At 32.4% G+C, this 22,406-nt stretch carries 19 protein-coding genes; 3 read left to right on the top strand and 16 right to left on the bottom strand.

Going from position 1 to position 22,406, the window contains the following annotated elements:
• Positions 1–84: 84 nt before the first annotated feature.
• The 9 genes from N4A40_14985 to N4A40_14945 form a co-directional block, all read right to left on the bottom strand.
• Positions 85–1,728, bottom strand: a complete 1,644-nt coding sequence (locus N4A40_14985; protein MCT4663160.1) for an ABC transporter transmembrane domain-containing protein — start codon at positions 1,726–1,728, stop codon at positions 85–87.
• 147 nt (positions 1,729–1,875) lie between these two features.
• The gene (locus tag N4A40_14980) at positions 1,876–3,612 is read right to left on the bottom strand and encodes a diguanylate cyclase (protein ID MCT4663159.1); all 1,737 of its coding nucleotides are present in this window, start codon (positions 3,610–3,612) and stop codon (positions 1,876–1,878) included.
• Between the two features lie 311 nt (positions 3,613–3,923).
• The gene (locus tag N4A40_14975) at positions 3,924–5,588 is read right to left on the bottom strand and encodes a methyl-accepting chemotaxis protein (protein ID MCT4663158.1); all 1,665 of its coding nucleotides are present in this window, start codon (positions 5,586–5,588) and stop codon (positions 3,924–3,926) included.
• Positions 5,589–5,735: 147 nt separating this feature from the next.
• Positions 5,736–7,487: an ABC transporter ATP-binding protein/permease gene (locus N4A40_14970; protein ID MCT4663157.1), complete on the bottom strand. Its 1,752-nt coding sequence runs from the start codon at positions 7,485–7,487 to the stop codon at positions 5,736–5,738.
• On the bottom strand, positions 7,480–9,252 hold the full coding sequence (locus N4A40_14965) for an ABC transporter ATP-binding protein/permease (protein ID MCT4663156.1): 1,773 nt from the start codon (positions 9,250–9,252) through the stop codon (positions 7,480–7,482). Before N4A40_14965 ends, N4A40_14970 begins: the two co-directional genes overlap by 8 nt.
• Positions 9,253–9,404: 152 nt before the next feature.
• On the bottom strand, positions 9,405–10,346 hold the full coding sequence (locus N4A40_14960; protein MCT4663155.1) for an AraC family transcriptional regulator: 942 nt from the start codon (positions 10,344–10,346) through the stop codon (positions 9,405–9,407).
• Positions 10,347–10,432: 86 nt separating this feature from the next.
• Entirely contained in the window at positions 10,433–12,070 is a 1,638-nt protein-coding gene (locus N4A40_14955; GenBank protein MCT4663154.1) for a hypothetical protein, read from the bottom strand.
• A gap of 188 nt (positions 12,071–12,258) precedes the next feature.
• Positions 12,259–12,858, bottom strand: coding sequence for a YdcF family protein (locus tag N4A40_14950; GenBank protein ID MCT4663153.1), 600 nt, complete (start codon positions 12,856–12,858; stop codon positions 12,259–12,261).
• 81 nt (positions 12,859–12,939) lie between these two features.
• Entirely contained in the window at positions 12,940–13,602 is a 663-nt protein-coding gene (locus tag N4A40_14945) for a VOC family protein (protein ID MCT4663152.1), read from the bottom strand.
• 218 nt (positions 13,603–13,820) lie between these two features.
• On the opposite strand from N4A40_14945, the gene N4A40_14940 reads away from it, so the two are divergent.
• Positions 13,821–15,230, top strand: coding sequence for a S41 family peptidase (locus N4A40_14940; protein MCT4663151.1), 1,410 nt, complete (start codon positions 13,821–13,823; stop codon positions 15,228–15,230).
• Between the two features lie 79 nt (positions 15,231–15,309).
• Here N4A40_14940 and N4A40_14935 read toward each other — a convergent pair whose 3' ends face one another.
• Positions 15,310–15,882, bottom strand: coding sequence for a GNAT family N-acetyltransferase (locus N4A40_14935; GenBank protein ID MCT4663150.1), 573 nt, complete (start codon positions 15,880–15,882; stop codon positions 15,310–15,312).
• 156 nt (positions 15,883–16,038) lie between these two features.
• Here N4A40_14935 and N4A40_14930 point away from each other — a divergent pair, with 156 nt between their 5' ends.
• Positions 16,039–16,284 carry a hypothetical protein gene (locus tag N4A40_14930; GenBank protein ID MCT4663149.1) on the top strand — a complete coding sequence of 82 codons (246 nt, stop codon included), beginning with the start codon at positions 16,039–16,041 and terminating at the stop codon, positions 16,282–16,284.
• Here the strand turns inward: N4A40_14930 and N4A40_14925 are convergent.
• Positions 16,274–16,693 (bottom strand): NUDIX domain-containing protein, encoded by a 420-nt coding sequence (locus N4A40_14925; protein MCT4663148.1) that lies wholly within the window; start codon positions 16,691–16,693, stop codon positions 16,274–16,276. The genes N4A40_14930 and N4A40_14925 overlap by 11 nt on opposite strands.
• Positions 16,694–16,905: 212 nt before the next feature.
• On the opposite strand from N4A40_14925, the gene N4A40_14920 reads away from it, so the two are divergent.
• Positions 16,906–17,145 carry a hypothetical protein gene (locus tag N4A40_14920; GenBank protein MCT4663147.1) on the top strand — a complete coding sequence of 80 codons (240 nt, stop codon included), beginning with the start codon at positions 16,906–16,908 and terminating at the stop codon, positions 17,143–17,145.
• 51 nt (positions 17,146–17,196) lie between these two features.
• Here the strand turns inward: N4A40_14920 and N4A40_14915 are convergent, their stop codons facing one another.
• The 5 genes from N4A40_14915 to N4A40_14895 form a co-directional block, all read right to left on the bottom strand.
• Positions 17,197–18,339, bottom strand: coding sequence for a glycerate kinase (locus N4A40_14915; GenBank protein MCT4663146.1), 1,143 nt, complete (start codon positions 18,337–18,339; stop codon positions 17,197–17,199).
• 54 nt (positions 18,340–18,393) lie between these two features.
• Positions 18,394–19,647 (bottom strand): SLC13 family permease, encoded by a 1,254-nt coding sequence (locus N4A40_14910; GenBank protein MCT4663145.1) that lies wholly within the window; start codon positions 19,645–19,647, stop codon positions 18,394–18,396.
• A 78-nt stretch (positions 19,648–19,725) separates the two neighbouring features.
• The gene (locus N4A40_14905) at positions 19,726–20,805 is read right to left on the bottom strand and encodes a helix-turn-helix domain-containing protein (protein ID MCT4663144.1); all 1,080 of its coding nucleotides are present in this window, start codon (positions 20,803–20,805) and stop codon (positions 19,726–19,728) included.
• A gap of 90 nt (positions 20,806–20,895) precedes the next feature.
• Positions 20,896–21,549, bottom strand: coding sequence for a hypothetical protein (locus N4A40_14900; GenBank protein ID MCT4663143.1), 654 nt, complete (start codon positions 21,547–21,549; stop codon positions 20,896–20,898).
• Positions 21,550–21,733: 184 nt separating this feature from the next.
• Positions 21,734–22,406: MFS transporter (locus N4A40_14895; GenBank protein ID MCT4663142.1), on the bottom strand; the 673-nt coding region annotated here is incomplete at its 5' end.

The raw sequence follows: 22,406 nt of genomic DNA, 5'->3' as shown, positions 1-22,406 counted from the left end.
TTACGTTTATTGGTTTTAAAACATCTCTTAAATCTGACCACACCTTGGATGTATGCATCTCCCACTCTATCCACTTTTCTTCATTCATATAATTGCACTCTCCTCAAATCCATCTATTTTAGAATCACTCAATTTCACAAGTTCTGGATTGTCTGATACTAATATTATTGTCATCCTCCCACGAAATCTCTCAAGTAACCATTTAAAATTAGCTAATGTTTCAACATCCATACTCTCATCTATCCTGTCTAGTATAAGTATTCTTGGTCTATCTATCAATGCTCTTGTAAGGTTTAATCTCTGGATAAATGCAGGTGATAAAGAGTTCCTTGAATAATCATCTATCTGAGTCTCGAATCCATTTGCTTGGTGACTTATCATTTCATCAAGTCCTGTAATTGCAGACGCATTATAAGCATTTTGTATTTTAGCATCATTAAAATATGTTATATTATCAATTATGCTGCCTTTGTAAATACTGACATGTTCACATATATATTCTATTTTTCCTTTTAGAGAATTCATATTCCACTCTTTGATATCAAGATTGTCTATCAACACTTGACCTGATTTTATCTTTTCTTGTCCTATCATCTTTCTCAATATAGTTTTATACGATAAAAAAGACCTCGGACTTATATGAACAAAACTTCCCGCTTCTATGGTTGCATTTAAAATCTCTTTTTTGTGTGTTTGTATATCTTCATATTCGAGATTAATAATCTCTATATTGCCAGATATATCTTCTGGAAAATCGGGTACATTGCTTGCATATTGTGATTTTATATCTGCAATCTGGTTTATTCTGTTTTTCAATATCTGTATATCTTTTCTCTGAAAATACTGATTCATTATGCTAACAACTGGCCCTATAGCTCTTCCTCCAAGCATTGCACATGCTGTTATCTCTGCAAAAGTTATACTATTTGTGCTTATTAAGAATCCACCACCAATGAGTATCGTAAATAGGTTTAGCTGAGCAAAATTTGATGAAAGTGTCCTCGGTATGCTTTCATATTTGTCACTTATATAAGATGATTCCGTAGCTTCATCTAGCAACTTTCTATACCTGATAATCTGAGATTCTTCAATACCCGCGCCCTTAACTAGATGTATTTTTTCAAGAGTTTCTGTTAATTGATCCACTAATTTATTATTTGCTCTAATTTGCGCTATTCTATTCTTAAAATACTTATGTGAAATTATCAAAAGAACTATCACATATATCGCTGACAACACTATGGGAATAAGCACCAACGGCCCACCAAAAATATAAATCAAATATAGAAATATACACATAAATGGTAAATCAATAAATAATTGATACATTCTAGTAGAATGAAACGTTGTAATTCTAGAAATTGAATTGAATTTTTCTAAATTTGTTATGTAATTTTCATCATTTGAATTATGGGTATAAGAATGCATCAATTTATTCATCAAAAATATGGATAATTTGTATTCATACTTAGCTGAAATCCATTTAGTTGAAGAATCTTTTATTTTTTTCATAATAGACTCCAAAAATATTGCTATCAATACTCCAATCAATACATATCTAAGACTAGCCAGTGAGCGAGATAGCATTATGCTTCCGTATATTTTCTTCATAGCTAGTGGCAGCGTCAAACTCAATAAATTAATTGATAAATAAACTAATAGCATTATAGGAATAAATCTAATCGGCGTGCGATTAATTCTGTTATATTTTTTCTTGTCTTTATCCATTTGTAGCTCCTCCAATATTCCTTATTTTTACACTATATTTATACACTATTTTCTGTTTTTTCAAACCTAAGTCGCTAACTTAAACTCTAAATTAAAACAAAAAAGGTAACCATTTCTAGTTAACCTTTTTTTCATCAATTATTTATTTCATATGTTTTTTTGTTCTTTTTTGTATATGTTTTTCTTTTTACGCTTTTTCTCATACATAGCATCATCTGCTAGCTTTATCAAATCATCTATTGACTCGTCATTTTCAATAGTATACGTCTTTATCCCTACTGATATTCCCAGTTGTTTGCCTTCGTTAATCTCGACATTTTCAGTTTCAAGCCATCTTGAGATTTTTTCTGAATAACCATTCTTGGAATTTATAAACTTTTGAAACTTAGATTCAGCTGACTGAGCCTGAGCAAACTCAGTGTCCAAAAGCAATACTATAAATTCATCTCCACCATATCGTCCTATTATGTCAGTAGATCTAAATATCTTTTTCATGCTTTCTCCGAGATCTATCAAAATTTTATCACCTACATCATGACCAAAGGTGTCATTGTAATACTTGAAATTATCTAAATCAATAAACATTATACTAAAACAATGCATAGAACCATTTTGAATTTGTGTTATAGCTGCTTCTATTTGTTCCAAAATATGACTTCGATTTAATAATTTTGTGAGTTCATCAGTCGTTGCAAGTGTATACAATTCATCATTTAAATTTAGTAATTTTTTATTCCTATACTCTAATTTTTCATTCAAAGCATTTAACTCTTTTGTTCTTTCTTCTACCATTATTTCAAGACTTGTAGTATAGTGATGAAGAGACTCTGCCATTTTATTATAACCGCCTACTAGCATTCCTATTTCATCATTTAAATTAACATCTTCAATCTGTATTATCTCTGATTTTCTAGATTGTCCAACTGCTCTCGTAAGCTTCACTATAGGTGCAACAATCCTTGATGATAAAATAAATGTACTTGCTGATAATATTATAACCAATACTATGGATATTCCAGATATAATATACATAAGTCTTATAGCAGGTGCATATATCTCTTCTTCCAATGTAGTAATTACGAGTTTCCATCCCAATGATGAAGGAATTTCATTATACGTAACTATTTTTTCTTTATCGATATTTCCATCATAGTAATCTCCACTTCCAAATTTACTTTCTTTCATTTCAGCCCATAATTCTTCAAGACCATCAAATCCCATTTTGGTTCCATCTTTCATATTTTTACCAGTATATTTTACAGTTTCTGGGTGAGCTAATATCTCCCCTGAAGAATCTATTATCCAAGCATAACTGCTAGGAAGTACTTCTATTTGCCTTACTAATTGAGTCAATCTACTTAACTGTATCGCGCCTCCTAATCCTCCAGCAAAGTTTCCATCTTCATCTCTTATCGCAACAACGATAATTACTTCTGCAACTTTTCTTATCCTTCCTATCACTGGTTTTGAAATAAAATAATCTTCATCACTTTGCTTTATGATTTTATAATATTCCCTGTCCGCTATATTTCCCGAAAAATCTTCTACTGTTACAAAATCACCTAATTTATCAAAATAAAAAACATTAAAAAATTCGCTTCCACTTTTATTAAATAAATAATTCATTATTTCTTTCATCCGATTATCATCTAGATTCACCACGTCTGTTTCTTCAACAAAATCAAGCAACCTATCCTTATTAGATTTTATAACATTACCTAGCATCTCCGCCTGGAGTTTATTTATTGCAAGTGACTGCTCTATCGCATTTTGATTTAGAAATTTTGATTCTAAATAATAGAACAATGTCGCATCTACTACAATAACTATAGTTATTATACTAAAAAAACTTACAAATATTTTTGTTCTTATAGATTTGAACATGGGATTTATCCCCTTTCCTAAAAATAACAGCTTTATGAACTTATTATCAATTTCATCATTTCAATGTTCTTTTTTACAAATAGTTTTTTAGTCGTGATGTTATTATATATGTTTTTTCATTCTTTAACAATTCCTTACAAAATTTTATATTTATAAAAATGGTTAATTTGTAAAATATGATATTATATTTCACCTTATACCCCAAAATCACATTCAAACTTTGCTTTTAGATATAGTTTCAAAATAAAAAAGGTCAATTTGCAAAAGATTTTTAATCTTCTCGCAAATTGACCTTTATATATACTCATTAATTAATATTGGAATTTCGAAATCATGCCTGATAGATGTTCGCTTGATTCTCTCAAATTTCTAGCATTTGTTGAAATATCATTAACACTCGCTTGGAATTCATCTGCAAATGCAGCTACTTCTTCTGTAGACGCCGCAGTTTCTTCTGACACACTTGCTACAATTTGTATAGCCTGCAATATATCATTTTTCTTTCCATCCACAGTTGTTATCCTACCGTTTACCCTATCTATTCTCTCAATCATCCCCGTCAAAGAATTAGCTACATTGTTAAAATCTTCTTTTGACTTTTCAACTGCATGAGATTGGTTTTCAGATATCTTCAACACGCTTTCCATAAGTTCACTTGTCTGATTCACTTGCTTTTGAATTTCAGAAACTATAGTCGATATCTCTATAGTTGATTTGTTGGATTCCTCAGCTAATTTACTAACTTCATTTGCAACTACAGAAAAACCTCTACCATGTTCTCCAGCGCGAGCCGCTTCAATAGATGCATTAAGCGCGAGTAAATTAGTTTGACTTGATATCTCATTTATTGCTTCTGTAATTGCCGATATCTGCTCAATTTTTTGATACAGCTCCTTAATCGCATCATTTATATCATTAGACGCTTTTATATTTTCTGAATTACTATTTTGAAGCTCTATCATACTTTTTTGACTTATTTCATTTATCTCTCTGATTTCCATAGAACTAGTCTTCATATCTTCTGAAATAGAATTTATCTCATTAATTTCATCTCCTAATTCTGAAAGTTTGTCAGATGTAACCATAACTTCTGTCGCTTGTTCTGTAGCACCCTCTGCTATCTCAGATGTAATAGTAGATAGCTTTTCTGAAGAATCTGTTACATCTCCTGTGATAAGCTCTAAAGAAGTGCACACAGATTCTAAATTCTCACTAGATCTAGAAATTTCAACTACCATATCTCTAATGGTCTTTATAAATCTATTAAAGTCATTTGCTAACTTCCCTATCTCATCTTTAGAGTGAACTTCCATTTCATGTGTTAAATCACCTTCACCACTCGCAATTTCCTCAAGTTTTTTAGTAATCTTTAATATCGGTTTTACTATTATTTTGTTTCCATAGTAGTATCCGAATAGCAATATCATTAATCCAAATGCACTAAGTCCAATCAATGTATTCTTAAATAAACCGACTTTTTGATTGTAATTTTCTTGATACATCATAACTATTTTATGAAAATCATTTTTGATATTCATAGCATTCGTAGTCATGAAATAAACATCTTCTCTATTAGCATTGCCATCTAATATTTTTTTAGCCTCTTCTACATATCGGCTAGTTTTATTCTGTATATCTTTTATAGCATTTACAATTTCAGCATCTTTATTACTACCTATATACAAATTCTCATCACCATTTATCAGAGCACTTGTTATTTTTTTATATGTCTTCATTTCCTTCTCTAATATCTTTTTTGCGTCATCTACATCACTTAATCCATCATCGCTATGGTATATCTGCATAGAATAATTACTAATAAGCATCGTCCTCATCCGCTGACTTCCTGACAAATTGATAGCAACCCCATCGTCCTCCATCTGATTGAAAGTTCCAAATGCTAGTATTACCGTCACAACAAATGGTACAAATATAAGCAAAAATACTGCTATAAGTTTAGTCTTTATACTTTTCATACGTCTCCCCCATTAAGTAAATTTACTACTTACTATCATAATAGCAGATATCCGTAATCATTTCAATTTGATTTTTATTACAAAAACAGAAAGATTAAATTTAATATTGAAAACGCTTATATAAACTTATAGTTATATAATTATATCCTATGCTGTAAATCTCCAAGATTCAGCCTTTTCTCTAATATCCATAAACTGCTTATAAATTCCTTTTTCTTTTGATAGTTTTTTATGCGTTCCATTCTGTACAATTTGCCCTTGATTAACAACTAATATTTGATCTGCATTTTCTATAGTCGCTAATCTATGAGCTATAACTATTATAGTTTTCCCATGAGTAAGGGCACTAATAGCCTTCTGAATTTGATGCTCATTTTCTGGGTCTACGCTAGCCGTTGCCTCATCTAATATTACTATAGGCGCTTTCTTCAATATAGCTCTCGCTATCGATATTCTCTGCTTTTCACCTCCTGATAAAGATGCTCCACCTTCCTCTACTATAGTTTCGTATCCATTTGGCAGTTTCATTATAAAATCATGACAGCATGCCTTTTTAGCTGCATCAATCACTTCTTCTCTTGTAACATCAGTGTTCCCAAAAGCTATATTATTGTAGATACTATCATTAAATAAATAAACTTTTTGAAATACCATGCTTATATTTTTCAGTAAACTTTCACAAGTTAATTTTTTCAGATTAGTTCCACCTATTTTAATATCGCCTTTTTGAGGATCATAAAATCTTGCAATAAGATTGCACAAAGTAGATTTTCCTCCTCCTGATGGCCCCACTATAGCAGTAGTAGTTCCTTGATTTATATGAAATGAAATATCCCTTATAACTTCCTTTGTTTCATAACTAAAACTCACATTTTCAAAATCTATATCAAACTTTTTGAGTTCTATATCACCACCACCAGAATCTATATAACTAGCATTTGCTATTCTTTCCAGTTGATTCATCGTACTATCAAGCATTTCTAATACATGTGTTGCATTATTTATTCCCTCTACTTGTGCAAATATCATAAACGAAAATGTCATAATCATAACCAACTCTGATATCCTAATATCACCATTCAAAGCATAGAATGAAGATATAGTAACTAAGAATACAGATGCAATCTTAAGACTAAATAAATGCATACAATTCATTGGTACAAATTGTTTTTCAATGCCTATATTTACATCTTTACTACTTTGATAACTATCTTTTATTTTTTGAAGAGCCTCTCCTTCATGTCCAAATGATTTAACTATAGAAAGACCTTTTATATATTCTATAGTAGAGCCTATCATTTCTTTTTGGGCCTTCTGATGAAGTGGTGCATTTTTTTGGCTTTTCTTTCCAAGTGCCTTAAGTGCTATTGCAGAACCCATCAGACCACCTAAACATACAAGTCCTAAAATTGGCTTATACAACAACATACAAATTACAAGAGTTAGAGCTCCTATATATCCATTTACAACCGTATCTATCATCTTCATAGCGTACATTTCCATATACGATAAATCACTAGTCACAGCTGCAGTTATATCTCCAGCACTATAATTTTGAAAAAAACCAAGAGATACTCGTTTAAGCAAGTTTCCTATTTTTGTCCTGTACTCTTCGGTAACTTCATATCCTATACTTTCTTGTAATACTGCTTTCTTATATGAAGTCCAATATCTGCCAAATACTGCGAATAATAAAGACAGCAATGCCACATAGACACTCTCTTTTCGTAGCACTAATTGACCTTTTTCTGCATCTATTATCAAATTCAGAGTAATTGCACCTATCATTATTGGCATAGCTACAAATATACTGTTGAGCATAGAATAAACAAAGCCCTTATAAAGTCTTTTTTTGTGCGTACCCGTCCATTCTATAATTCTCTTTATAATTTTAAGCATAGGCTCTTTCCTCCATTTCTCCTAAATCACTCCAATTTTTAGTTCCTATATGAGCCTTCCAGAGTTCTTTGTAAAGCTTGCTATTTTTCAGTAGCTCATCTTGAGTTCCAGCTGCATCAACTTCTCCTTCTTTCATCAATACTATTTGATCTGCAGATTTTATAGTAGACAATCTATGCGCTATGACTATCAATGTTTTCCCTCTAGTCAAAGCAGATATTGATTTTTGTAGTTTATCCTCATTTTCTGGATCTGTGAATGCAGTTGCTTCATCTAATATCACTATAGGTGCATCTTTCAAAAGAGCTCTTGCTATTGCAATTCTCTGACGCTCTCCACCCGACAATTTCGCACCAGCCTCTCCTGCATTTGTTTGATATCCCAGCTCTAGCCTTAATACAAATTCTTCACATTGCGCTGCTCTTGCAGCCCTATAAACTTCTTCATCACTAGCTGACGGCTTTCCCATCCTAATATTCTCCAGAATAGAACAATCAAATAAAAAATTATCTTGTGTTACAAAACTTATTATTTTTGAAAGTTGAGAAAGTGGTATATGTCTTATATCTATATCATTAATTTTTATTGATCCACTTTTTACATCCCAGAATCTAGTTATCAACTTAGCTATTGTCGACTTGCCTCCACCAGATGGCCCAACCAATGCAGAAAATGTACCCTCTTTGAAATCAAGATTTATATTTTCCAAAACATTAGAACTCTGTTCCTCATAAGAAAAACTGACATTTTCTAATTTTATGTCATAGTTCTTTAATTCTACTTCTATCTCTGAATCGTTTAACTCTTCTATGTCTAATAGACTAGCTGCATCTTCAATTGCGTAACTTATTGTTTTCGAATCATTTATTGCCACTGTAAACCACATGAGCGGAGTTATAAGGCCTAATGACAATATCAAACACATTGCAAATTCCAGTGGTGCTAATTCTCCATCTATATACAAGTATAATCCCATCGGTATAGTTCCCAAAAGTGTAGAAGGTAGTATAGCTATAGTAAAATTCATCGATTTCCAAGTAGCTCTAAACCATTCCAATGTAAATTCTTTAAAAGATGATACAGAATCTGAAAATTTCTCATACGAATCCTGTGTTTGACTAAATGCCTTTATCACCTCAATGCCACCTATATACTCAACTATCACACTATTGACATGATTACTAGCCTTCATGAAATCATCATACTTTTTGCTAAAATTTTTCATCATACTCATGAAACTTATGATTCCAAAAGGAATAGTTATCAACGATATAAATGCCATTTTCGCATTTATATTCATTAAGTATATAAATATTCCTAGTGGTAATAATCCATTAGAAATTCCCTCAGGAATCATATGAGCCAGTGGAAGCTCTATAGTTTCAACTCTATCAACTATTACATTTTTTAGCTTCCCTGATGTCTGATTTAATATCGTTCCAAGTGGAGCTTTCATCATTTTGTTCATCATTTTAAGTCTTATGCCTTGTAATATAGTATATGCTGATATATGGGAAAGTGTTGTCGATATACCATAAAATAATAACTTAACGACATAGCCTAGTACACAAATCCCAGTAAAATACCATATTTCAGATATTTCTATATTGCCTTTCATGAATCGCTTTAATATCTCATACACTCCAAAATACGGCACTATACTACCTATGACACTTATTATTGCACAAACTATAGACAATATCAGTTTCATTTTGCATGGCCTTGCAAAAATTCTAATTCTACTTAAAGTAGTTGGTTTTCTCATCCTTCTTCCTCCCTTTATTTTTACAAACTAACTAATAAATAATTCTATTTTTTTACAAAAAAAGATTAGCTACCATTTAGCTAATCCTCATTATAGTTAGTTTTAATTATTTTTTCAGCTCTACAAAGACAAACATACTCCATTTAGACAATTCATCCTCTATACTTGGTAGGAGTCTTCCCCATTATCGATTTAAAAGCTGATGAAAATTTACTCGGGCTCTCATATCCTAATTTACCCGATATATCAATTACACTTAAATTCGTTTCTTTTAATAATACCGCTGCCTTGTTCATTCTGTAACTTTTCATGTATGCATATATCGAATTTCCATAAACTCCTTTGAAACAATTCTTCATCGATGTAAGTGAAATCTGAAATTTCTCTGATAATTCTTCTAAGGTATATCTTTGTTCTATATTCTTTGTCATATATTTTTCTATAGCTTTTATTTTCTCAACTTGAAATTTTGTAAAATATGGTCGAATACTCTGCTCTTCTTCCAAATTCAATGCACTCAAATACAAAAGAAGCTCTAGTACTTTTATTTTAAAATATGTATTTTGAATTTTTTCAGGTACATCATACAACTCTGAAAATATATGGGATATAGACTCATTTGCCCTAAGAACAACAACTTCCGAGTCACTACAAAACATTTCTCTAAGTTTTTCTAAATCAACTGGAAACTCCTTTATATATTGTGATATTGAATTTTGGGCTTGATCTATCATAAAGCCTATAGTCAATCCGTGATAATGACTTAGAGGAAACTCAAAATACCCTCCATGCTTTTTTCTGCAATCAATTCTAAGATCTCCACCTTGTATATAAATATACTTATCATTTTTCATATCCCATTGAATTCTACCTTCACGACAATGGTCTATACATATCATATTACCTCTACTCAGAGCCTTTGATGTACAATATTCCATATGAAAATCATTATACATAATACATATTCCAGGCATAATCTCATAGCTAGTCATCTGACCTCTTCCAGTAGCATTTTTCATCTCTAACACACTACAACTCTCATCTACAAATCTTTTATTTATATTATAGCCTAAATCAATATTTTCATCGAACACGATATCACCACCTAAACTTCATTATATCAGAAAAAAAATAGACTAAAGGAAGATATTAATTCCTCCCTTAGTCCAATTCTTATTTTTTATCTTTCACCGCATCTATAATATGCATCATCTGTATTTCTTTCAACAACTATCTTCTTGAGCATTCCCACTCCTGTAGTTGTTATTCTAAGTTTATTCGTACCTTTTTTCAAGCGTAAACCACTCTCTAAAAAAGGTGTTCCCAATTGATTTGCTGAAATTGAATTGTCTTTTATACCTTGATTGTTAAGATATGCAAGTCTCGCTCCATTGAAACTTGATACATATCCTAAATCTATTCCAAGATCATACAAACCTTCTTTGGCTATATCAATAGTAATTTCAAATGTACTTCTTCCATCAACTAAAAATCCCTTCTCTCGTGAATTATACTTGACAGACTTTCCGCTCAATTGTCTAATTTCTCTTATATGAGTATCTCTCATATACGGTATATTTTTGTTTAATCCTCTAAATAACTGACTTACTTCACCTAAACTTGTAAGCGCTGGTGCTGGATCTTGTTGTGAATTAGTATTGGTATTTCCATCATTTGTATTAGGCACTAATCCGCTATTTGATGATGAATGTCCGCTACTAGTACTAGAAGATGCATCTGCCGAGTTTGAACTACTTGCTGAAGATGGTTTTTCAATATCCAAAGCCTGAATAGATCTCATATACATTATCGTACTAGTAGTTGGCTTTAAGAAAGGATAATTTGATTTTAGCGATTGGTTAAACTGGGGCTTTGATGTGTATTTCTCGCCATATCTATAAATTCCAACTCTTCTTGAAGGTCTTCCAGCTCCATCAAATGTATGAGCCTCTCCTAATGTCTCTGTCTTAGTTACAGAATAACTAGTCGAAAAGGTCTTTGTAAGACTTTGCTGCAGCTCTAATCCAAGTGATGCAGAAAGTGGTCCTTTACTTCCACTTAATCCAAAAGAAAGTGAACTTCCGACAGTCTTCGCTATAGAAAACGCCTCTTCATTTGTCACACCTATTGTAGTGCTATAATCTAATCTAGCACTTTGACCAGCTATAACAGTTGAAGATCTAAGTTTTTCAAAAAACATCTGACGCTCCACCTTGATTCCATTTATTAATGGCGAATCCTTTTTTAAAATTATACTAAATGCCACTTCCCCCTTAGGTATAACTGCTTTATCTAAATGTTCATCAGACAAACCCTCTATCAATTCATTAAAGTATTCTACTACCTTCTTATCTTTTCTAATATATCCCTTAACTCGTAAATTACTTAAATCTATCTTTCTAAACATATTAGTAAATTTAGCTGCAAAATCATCTCTATGTCCTGCTTTTATAGGTATTCCTATAAAACGTAATATATCTCTATACTCACCAGTTTCCATAGACTCCATACCGCTAACTGGAGCTAACAAATAACGATTTCCAACATATACCGGTGAATTAAACTTCACATCTAATACTACATTTTCCGAATCGAATTCTCTTGTCTCTACTACTATATTTCTAGGCAACCCGCTATAGTAATAAGATGGATTATTGAATTGTTCTTGTAATAAAGGAATATGAGCCTGACCTATTCCCTGCTCTAATACTGTTGCTGCTCCTCCTTGCGCTAGTGCTGGTGTTGCTGCGCTCAAAAATGATGTCGATATAAGTGTAGTTGTAAGCATGAGCGTCATGAATTTCTTCATTTTTTTCATTTGTATTTCCCCCTTTTTGTGAATTATTACTCAGATATTAATCACTTATGTCAGTATTTTTTATGTTGAGTAAATTATACACGGTTTACGCCTAGAGTCAATACAAATTCCATAGAAGGTAGTTTTTTATGCATGAATGGTACTTCACTTTTATGAACAATGCTATTCATGTAATCATATTACACTTTTTAAAAATTAAATATATCATCTTTTATAAGTGCTAGTGTTTCTCTCATTCTATTTTTTTCTTTTAATATTTCCAAATTTGGACTAGCATGCATAGAAACATCCATATCCATTCTATTCGCTATCATTTCAGCTCTATACATGTGAAAATCTGTAGATACTATGATTATTTTAGAATTCTCTAATCCCCATTTTGTTAGCAATTTCTTACTAAATGAGATATTCTCAAATGTAGATGTGGACTTATCTTCCATAATCACTTTCGACTCGTCAGCACCATTATCCACTAAATAATCTTTCATGGCTTTAGCTTCTGAAATATCCTCATCATCACCTTGCCCGCCAGATACCACAACTAATAATTCTGGATTTTGCTCTATCAGTTTTAAGCTACTATCAAGCCTCCTTTTTAACTGAGGCGAAACTTCGCTTCCCCAAAGCCCTGCCCCTAATATTATCATTGCTTTATGATTTATTGGATCTTCAACTTTTGAAGTCATTTTAGTTCCGATTAGATAATATGATGTAGCAAACATACTAACAATACTTATACACACAACAAAAAATAACAAAATCAATTTTTTCTTGAACTTAAATTCCAATGTTATCACCTCTTTTTCATTATAAATGATAAAAAGGTGTAAATATTCTTTTTACATACTTTTCCACTGTTTTTACTCTATTTACCATTCGATTATCAGAGGGATTTCTGGTCTAAAATCCTTTGATTTTCCCTGCTTTTTATTATCAAATTCTAGCACCATAAGGGGATTAATTCCTCGTTCAAGTACTATTTTTGCATCACTTTCAATCATTTTTGCTGCATCTGACCATTCCTCGTCCGTCACTAATGTCAGGCGAACTCCAGTTATCTCCTCAAATCCAATCTTATGATTCATTTCTTCTCTTTTCTCCTCTGAAAGTTGATCTGGTCTTCTGCCAAAACCTAGATAAAACCACATTGGCTCTTCGAGTGGAGTATCACTACTCATTTCTATCTCAAGAAATTCAGGTAGGTATATAGGATGATATGACCATGTTTTGAATTTAGCATATTTTTCTTCTTCGTCATCTGGTCTTAGACATATTCCAAATGGCGATACACTATCATTTGCTCTCTTGCATCTTTGATACAACTTAGTAGGTGATGTTAAATCACTCTTTACTTCATCCTCGTTTTCTATCCATATAAATTCAAGCATTGCATTTTTAAAGAAAATTCTACGATTTGCAGTTCCTTGACCTGGGTGAACATTGCCAGTCCCCTCGCTTAATCCAAAGTTCAAAAGCTCATCAACTTTTTTAGCTCCTCGCTTTGTTGCTATAAATACGTGATCTAATTGCATTTAAAAACATCCTTTCGTCAATATTATATTTGTCGGATTCTCACCACTATTTTAGAATTTTGGGGGCATTCTCTACTGAATAGTTGTATTATATCTTTAAATATAATTTTTACATTTCTATGTTTAATTTTTCTTCAATTTTAAGTGAATTTTAAGATTGATTTTATATATTATTAATCGTGCTTAATGAACTATTTGATTTTTAGGAGGAATATATTTTGAAAAAATTACTAATTACATTATCCATTTGTCTTGGATTATCTACCATGTCATCTTCGGCGTTAGCTATAAATGATACTCTTTTCTCTAAAGACAAAGTAAAAGAAGACATAAATTTTTTAGTCAAAAATCTTGAAGAAGTACACCCAGATTTGTATGCAAATTATTCTGAAGATAAATTTGATGCAGATATAGCATCCGCTCTTGAAAGTATATCTGAGCCTATTTCCGATGCCGAAATATTTTCAAAATTCGAGCCGATTATCAGCAAATTGAAAGATGGGCATACTGGTTTGAGATACTCAGTTGATTATTATAACTCAGTACTTCAATCTCCTGATTTGATGGGTTTAATCAGTTATCTAAAAAACGGCAAAATTTATTTTCAAAATGCTTCAGTAGAACATACTGACCTTTATAATGACTGTGAAATAATTTCTATTGATGGAGTTTCTACTACCAAACTTTATAATGATATGATTAGCTTTGTAAGTGGTCAAAATGTATCATATAGAGAATCAACTATAAACAGAAATTTTCTAGCGTACTATTACTTAGTAAACGAACATAAAGACTCCTATATGATAGAGGTCAAAAATAAGAATGGTAACATAGAAAAAATTACATTGCCTAGTGTAAATTTAGATGATTATAAAAAACTGATTCCAAAATCAAATTCTAGCAACGAATATTACTCATACAAAAAAATAAATGATAATACTATTTGTTTGACTTTCAATGATTTTTTGGATTTTGATAAATTTAAAGTTTTTATAGATGGAATGTTTAAAGAGATACAAAACGAGTCTATCTCTAATTTAATAATAGATATAAGAAAAAATGGCGGTGGCAATTCTACACTAGGTGATCTTCTAATAGAACACATATATGATGGCAATTTCACCCAGATAAGTAAGGTTGATTTAAAGGTAAGTAATCAAATTTTAGATAGGCATAAATCAAAATTTGAACAACACGGCGCAACTAATCAAGAAATAGAAGAAGCCCTAGCACCTTATTTACCTAAAATTGGAAAAATTACTTCCACTATTGGTGACACTAACAGAAACTATTTAGAATCACCTGTCTTTAGCGGCAATATATACGTATTGACTAGTAGCAAAACATTTTCTAGTGCATCTATGTTTGCTGCAACTATAAAAGACTATAATATAGGGCAATTAATCGGTGAAGAAACTGGTGGTTTAGCAACACATTTCGGAGATTTATATGAATTCAAATTACCTAACTCTGATTTAAGAGCTTTTGTTTCACACAAGTATTTTATCCGTCCAAATGGATTAGACACACATAGAGGTGTTGTTCCTGATTACAATATCCATGATTTCGGCGATAAAGACGCTTTAGATATTGCTATTGAGATTATAGAAAATTTAAAGACTAAATAGTAAAAAACGTCCTTGTAAGATACATTTTAACGATTAACTTACAAGGACGTTTTTAAATATTTTTTAAATGTTCTTGCTACTATTTTCCAATCCTCTCATCCATCAACTCTTTAATATATGGTGACTCAAACTCACTAGCTAATATATCCATATAAATCTCATCATACTTTTCGCCAGCCATTATTTTTGCCTCTCTAAGTCTTCCCGCTTCTTTAAATCCTATTTTTTCATAACATCTAATTGCTGGTTTGTTAAACCCAAATACTACTAAATTAATGGAATGAAGATTCAATATATTAAAACCAAAATCCATAAGTAGGCTAAGTGCTTCTCCACCATATCCATTATTCCAATATTTCTTATCTCCTATAAATATACCTACTGTGCCTTTTCTATTTACCTGATCTATAGCAGGAAATCCAACATTTCCTATAGTCAAATTCGTTTCATTATCTACCACGGCAAAATTATAGCCATTTTTACTTATTCTCTCTAATGCTTCTTTTTCAGTAGCTTCGCTCATAAGCATCCTAGAAAATGTTATTCCAAGACCTACTTCCATATCATTTATCCATTCAGTATAAAGCTTATAATCTTCTGGATCTATAGGCGATAAATAAATTCTCTTTCCTATCATTTTTTTATAGTACATAGTGAACATCTCCTTTTTTGATATTTCCTACTAGCGTAGCTTTTTTTCTATCACTAGTCAATATGCAAATTTCAAATATTCTAAATTTAAGCTTTTTTTAATATTTTAGCTGCATAATTTAAACTGCATTTATCTTAATTAAGAGGAGGATAAAAAATGTATTTGATATTAATCGGTATATTTGCTATCATTTTAGGATTATTGATTTACATCGCTGGATGCCGTGAATCTTTAGCAAAAGACAAAAATGAAAATTTTCCGTATCAAGTTTTACTATTTCTAGAAGGAATATTTTCTAAACGACATATGAAAGATGAAAGCAGTAATCCAATATATTTAGGCGTTGGCATGCTTTTAATAGTTATAGGTTTGTTATCTCTCGGCAATTATTTTATTTTTTAGCCTGCATAATTCTGTCATAAAGTTTGGGTTGTATATCTGGATAAGTCATATTATCTAGTGGCAACCCTTCAAACAGCTCTATTTTCTCTATTTCTAGTTCTGGCAAAGGACCAATTTCACTCACATTTGCAAAATACAATCTTCCGTAGCTAATATTAGAATTTCTAGATACACCATAGTCACAAATTGCTTCTATTTTAAACAATTTAGCGCCAGTCTCTTCGTTTAATTCCCGCTTGGCTGCATCGTCTGGATTTTCTCCAGCTTCAATATGTCCCCCTGGAATCTCCCAAGTAGTTCTTTTTCTATGTTTAGAAAGTATTAACTTATCATCCTTTTTAGCTACTATGACAACATATTTCAGCTCGTCTGTTTCTAATTCCCCAATATCGTGAAAACTTACTTGCATATTTCTACCTCCAATTGTTTTAGTACTATGGTATATACATTTCGATAATAAGTCAATATTTATCAGTTTTAATCTAAAAGTTTACTTTTCTACAAAGTAAATTTTTATGAAAAGTAAACTTTTCACTACACTTTCATATTCATTTAATTGAATTTTAATAAGGTCTATATATAATAAAGTTACTAAATAACTTATTGATAGGAGTGTTCGTTATGAAAGAATATATAGGTCTAGCAATAGTATTAATAGGTCTAGCCTTCATTGTAGCCGGGATTTTTTCATCACTCATTAGAACTGAAGGAAAACCATTTGGAGAGAGACTACTTTATTTGCTGTACGATTTTTCATCAGGTGAAGATTTTGCTGACGAAAATAACAGTCAATTTTTGATAGGCTTGGGAATATTTTTAGGAATTCTAGGCTTGTTCATTTCCTCTGGACTTATAATATAAAAATGGAGCATATAGTGAACTTCATAGTCACTATATACTCCATTTTTTACTTTATAAATTTTTCCATAATCTCATGATATTCTCTATAAGCTTTTCTGCTTTTTCTGGTCCTTTATCAAGAGCTTCATCTAATGATATTACTCCATCTACTATGCTAAATATAGCTGTAAAACCTTCATCATATAACCCCTCTATGCCATCGCCTAATCTACCTGCGATTCCAATAACTGGAACATTGTATTTCTTTGCAAGTTTTGATACTCCAAGCGGTGTTTTCCCATGAAAAGTCTGCGAATCTAAACTTCCTTCCCCAGTTATAACCAAATCTGCTTCAGCTATATTTTCTTCAAGCTTCACATAATCTATAACCAAATCAATTCCTTTTTTGAGCTTTCCATTTAGAAATACCATCAATCCAGCTCCAAGGCCTCCAGCTGCTCCTGCTCCACTAAAGTTTTTTACATCAATTTCTAATTGATCTTCTATTATATCGCCATAGTGGCTTAATGCCGCTTCTAGTAGTTCAACTTGCTCTTCATTTGCCCCTTTTTGAGGCCCAAAAACCTTTGATGCACCTTTTTCTCCAATTAATGGATTATCAACATCGCAAGCCACATCTATATCCACATCTCTAAGTCTAATATCTACATCACTTAAATCAATTTTGTGCAAATCTTTAAGCGCTAAACCACCAAATGAAAGATCCTTTCCATTTGCATCTAACAATTTGCCTCCCAGTGCTTGAAGCATTCCAGCTCCACCATCATTAGTAGCACTGCCACCTATCCCAATCAACAACTTTTTAACTCCGTGATTCAGACAAGCTTTTATTAATTCACCTGTTCCATAAGTAGTAGTAAGACATGGATTTCTATTTTCCATAGGAACTAGGTGAAGTCCACTGGCAGATGCCATTTCTATAACTCCCATATCGCCTGAACCTGAAATACCGTATTGGGCAGTGACAGGATTGCCAAGTGGGCCCTTTACTCTAGCTTCATATATTTTACCACCTGTAGCATCTACTAAAGACTGCATAGTCCCCTCTCCACCGTCAGCCATAGGAACGTGAATGCAACTAACATGTGGCAATATTTTCGTTATTCCCTTCTCCAATGATTCACAAACTGTCTTTGCAGTCATGCTTTCTTTAAATGAATCTGGCGCAAGTACAATTTTGTCCAATTTTTTCATTGATTCTCACCTTTTCCATATCTATTTTGACTATACTTTTCATTCTCTCAATTTCTAGCCCAATATCATTCCGTAAATTATAGTTGAAACAAGTGCCATAGTAAAACCAACCATAGACTCATAAGGTATAATTTTCAAACGATCTTTTATTCCTAAATAAACACTTCCTCCAGTCGCATGGAAGAAACTACCATGTGGTAAGTGGTCAAGAACCGTTGCACCTGAATGTATCATCGCCGCTCCAGCAAGTGGAGATATTCCAAGACCCAATATCGCATTTCCAAATACCGAACTTGCAACCGCAGTTCCTGATGTAGTAGATGCTGTTGCTGCTGACATGAGTATTCCGGCAACCGGCGCTAGTACAAATGCTGGCAATCCCAATCCTTGAAGCCCTTCTATTATCACATCTTTTAGCTGTGAATTAGCTATAATTCCAGCTATTGTTCCTGTTCCTATAAGTAATATCGCTACACCACTCATTTTCGAAAGACCGAACTTAGCATACTCATTTAAATGCTTAATCTTGCCCATTGCTATACATCCAACTATTCCACCTACTGGAAGTGCAACTAGTGGATCTACACTAATTCCTGCTATAGGTCTAAGAGCCAATAATGCAATAGCAACTATCGGTCCAAGTATTGCTCCAAAGAAATTTGGTTTTTCCCCACCTTTCTCGTCAATCTCATCTGCCAATACACCTTCACCCTTTTTTACTAAACTTTTTGCTAGCAAATACGTAACTATAAGCCCAAATATAGCAGGTATTATTCCTGCAACCATTACACTAGACAAATCCAATTTAAATGTTTCTGCCGCTGCTATGGTATTAGGGTTTGGTGACATTATATTTCCAGCCTTTCCTCCACCTATCATAGCTACTAATATTGCTGATTTAGAAAGACCTGCTCTTTGTGCAACCGCAAGAGCTATAGGTGATACAGTAATAACTGCAACATCTACAAATACTCCAACTGCTGTGAGTACACATGTCGCCAATATAAGAGCTATCAGCGCCTTTGATTCTCCTATTTTCTCTATAATTGTCTCGGCAATTTTTGTCGCACCACCAGATTCAATTAATACACCAGCGAGTATTCCTGCTGTCATAATTCTAAGTATTGCTGGCATGATATTCTTAGCTCCACCTATCATAAGTCCAACTGTTTCCGCCAAGTTTGCTCCACCAATAAGTCCTCCAACAAGTGCTCCTGTAATGAGTCCATACGCTGGATGCACCCTTTTTAATATCAATATAATTGCTACAGCTAATCCTACAATAGCTCCCAATGCACTTACTTCCATTTACTTCTCCTCCTTAAATTCATGTAAAGGTTTTCCCGGGATTCTTGAGACCATTGTATTTCATTTTTTAATCATTTTCTATTGACCCTGTGATGAAGTTTTTTGTGCATTTGCCCAATAGTCTTCACTCAAACAAAGTGCCGTCGTTAGTTCCATGAGGTCTAAAAGCTTTTTCGGATGTTTTTTAGTAAGCTCAAAAATTTTATCTAAACGATATGAAAGTGTATTTCTATGTATGTTAAGTTTTTTAGCAGCCATATTCATCTCGCCATTTGATTCTATAAAATATTGTAGTGTCTTTATTAGTTCTACTCCATCTCCAGCAGAATGTAAACGATTTAAGTGATTTTCAAGTCTATCATGTCTCTCATAATTAATTTCCAAGAAAAATTTGAACATATCGTACTCATATATATTTTCACTTGGCAATATTCTCTGTCCCAGTTCTAATGTTTTTCTAGCCTCTTTTCTCGCTTGATCTAATTGATTTCTGAGTCTACTTTTACTAGCTTTTCTAAAATACTCTCTCTGCTTATCTAATATTTTCTCTGCTCTTTCCCACTCACTTTCAGATAGTATCCAAGCCATTTGATGTGCCTCTAATTTAAGTACATTTCCCAAATAAAATCTTCTTTTTATATCATTTTCATCCATTGCTTTTCTGAAATTGACCCAAATTATACCGTGCCTTTGAGTTAAATCCACATCATATTTTTTTGCACTTTCAACAAAATCTACTCCATAATTCTGTTTTTTATAAAACCATTCAAACAAAAACTCCTCTTTTCTTTTCATAGCCTCTTGATCTGCTTTTAGGTGTCTCTCTTGATTAATAAGCAATAGCGTAGCCGCCCTCACTAGTCTAGAAAAAGGTCTTACTTCATCAGGCTCTCCTGTTATTCCAACAACACCTATTACTTCATGACCGTCTATTATGGGCTCATTTACTCCTTTTTTGGCATTTTCACTATTTTCATTTATTTCAATCATCCTCTTTGAATGTATTGCCTTTATTGCACCATCGTGTCGCTGTCCTAACCTTTTTTTATCTCCACTACCTATTATTACACCATAATGATTCATTACATTAATATTATATGGTATTACTTTCATCATTTCATGAACTATTTGATTTGCAAGTTCTCTATCAAGTATCAATTCGTCACCCCCAACAAAAAAACTTCTCATTTTGGTTAGTATACCATAATGAGAAGTTTTTTGTATTTTAATATGCTAAGGTCTATTTATCTAATTTGCTGGAATAAAATAATATTGTGGTGGATTGCTGTGAATGTAGGTAGCAGTCCATCTATCATCGTAGTGTTTTTTTCCAAGTGGTCCTACATGAGTAGTTTCCATAAAAACACCCTCTGTTCTAGAACTATGTGCTTGCCACTTATCACAAATTCTACCATATCTATCATAATAAACAGTACTTACATTGCCAGTAGCTATTGCCACAGAATTCTGTCCATCATTTTGAACTAGCTTAACAGTATCCTCTTTGTCATCAAGCCAGATCCAAGAAAAAGCACCACCATTGAAATTGAAAAACTCATTATTCATTTTTACAAACACTTTATTCTGAGGTAAAATTGGAAGTCCTGCAATTCCAAAATTATTCTCATTGTAAAATTCTACTGGTGTTCCAACAACTTTGCTTCGGTCTCCATTCTCCGCTACGTAAATATAATTCCAAAACCAACTCTTTTTGTAGCTAAGAGCTCTATGTTCTTCGCCTTTTTCAACTATATAATATCTCTCCCCTGTGCGAACCATGTCTCCATTTATATCTCTTATGCACATGTTATCGTCACCCATTGCAAGTGATGTCGCCCCTGCTGTAAATATCATCATAAACATTGTCAAAAGTACAACTATCGATTTCATTCTCTTTTTCATTTTAAGTCACTCCTCTGCGTTAATTTATCACCGGTGTAACTTAAGTATATATTTTTTTTACATTTTGTCAATACTTTTTCCGTAGAGCGTAGTATTTTCGCCCTGAACGGGATTCATATTCACAAAGAATTCCTTTAACTCTTTGCTACAATCGTTTGTATTTCAACGATAATGTTAATTTTATTTAAAGATCATCAAGTGATTTCATAAAAAGCATACTCAATCCCACAATTATAAATACAATACTCGTAACCATGAATATCCACTCAGCAGCTACTTTATCTGATAATATACCAAAAACTACTAGCCCTAGTGGCACTATTCCTTGGCAAGTTATAGATAACAGTGAGAAAAATCTACCTCTGTACTCATCGTCAACCTTCTTCTGAAATATTGTAAATAATGGCATATTTGTAAGTGCATTCATTACACCAACTCCGATAATGCTAACTACTATAAGTACTATCACTACAATATTTCCATAGTAACCTCGCATCCATCCAAATACGCTCAAGCTGATAAGTATTGCAAATAATCCTTGTCCAACTATTCCCTTTGTTATCATCTTGCTGTAACTCTTTTGTTCTCTAAGCATAGAAAGTATAAGCATTCCTAATATACTTCCTATAGGAAACATCATTTGTAGCAAACCATATTCTCTCGAACTCATTTCTAAGGTGAATTTCACTAATTTAGGAAATACAATTTGAAATAGTGGATTGAACAAAAAATTCAATATAAGTGCAAATCCCATCAGTATCATCACTGATTTCATCTTAGCTATATACTTAAAACCATCCACTAAATCTTTTAATGGTGCTTGGTTTGTTTCCGACATTACCCTGCTAGGTATATCT

Source organism: Tissierellales bacterium (assembly GCA_025210965.1).
GTDB lineage: Bacteria > Bacillota > Clostridia > Tissierellales > JAOAQY01 > JAOAQY01.
Note: the sequence above shows the minus strand (reverse complement) of the source record. Positions and strands in the feature narration are given on the sequence as shown.

What these genes read in the sequence shown, in the direction of transcription:
- N4A40_14980 (MCT4663159.1), bottom strand. Translation starts at nt 3,612, where the DNA reads ATGTTCAAATCTATAAGAACAAAAATATTTGTAAGTTTTTTTAGTATA.
- N4A40_14970 (MCT4663157.1), bottom strand. Translation starts at nt 7,487, where the DNA reads ATGCTTAAAATTATAAAGAGAATTATAGAATGGACGGGTACGCACAAA.
- N4A40_14975 (MCT4663158.1), bottom strand. Translation starts at nt 5,588, where the DNA reads ATGAAAAGTATAAAGACTAAACTTATAGCAGTATTTTTGCTTATATTT.
- N4A40_14900 (MCT4663143.1), bottom strand. Translation starts at nt 21,549, where the DNA reads ATGAAAAAGAGAATGAAATCGATAGTTGTACTTTTGACAATGTTTATG.
- N4A40_14955 (MCT4663154.1), bottom strand. Translation starts at nt 12,070, where the DNA reads ATGAAAAAAATGAAGAAATTCATGACGCTCATGCTTACAACTACACTT.
- N4A40_14985 (MCT4663160.1), bottom strand. Translation starts at nt 1,728, where the DNA reads ATGGATAAAGACAAGAAAAAATATAACAGAATTAATCGCACGCCGATT.
- N4A40_14915 (MCT4663146.1), bottom strand. Translation starts at nt 18,339, where the DNA reads ATGAAAAAATTGGACAAAATTGTACTTGCGCCAGATTCATTTAAAGAA.
- N4A40_14965 (MCT4663156.1), bottom strand. Translation starts at nt 9,252, where the DNA reads ATGAGAAAACCAACTACTTTAAGTAGAATTAGAATTTTTGCAAGGCCA.
- N4A40_14925 (MCT4663148.1), bottom strand. Translation starts at nt 16,693, where the DNA reads ATGCAAGTAAGTTTTCACGATATTGGGGAATTAGAAACAGACGAGCTG.
- N4A40_14935 (MCT4663150.1), bottom strand. Translation starts at nt 15,882, where the DNA reads ATGTACTATAAAAAAATGATAGGAAAGAGAATTTATTTATCGCCTATA.
- N4A40_14945 (MCT4663152.1), bottom strand. Translation starts at nt 13,602, where the DNA reads ATGCAATTAGATCACGTATTTATAGCAACAAAGCGAGGAGCTAAAAAA.
- N4A40_14910 (MCT4663145.1), bottom strand. Translation starts at nt 19,647, where the DNA reads ATGGAAGTAAGTGCATTGGGAGCTATTGTAGGATTAGCTGTAGCAATT.
- N4A40_14920 (MCT4663147.1), top strand. Translation starts at nt 16,906, where the DNA reads ATGAAAGAATATATAGGTCTAGCAATAGTATTAATAGGTCTAGCCTTC.
- N4A40_14930 (MCT4663149.1), top strand. Translation starts at nt 16,039, where the DNA reads ATGTATTTGATATTAATCGGTATATTTGCTATCATTTTAGGATTATTG.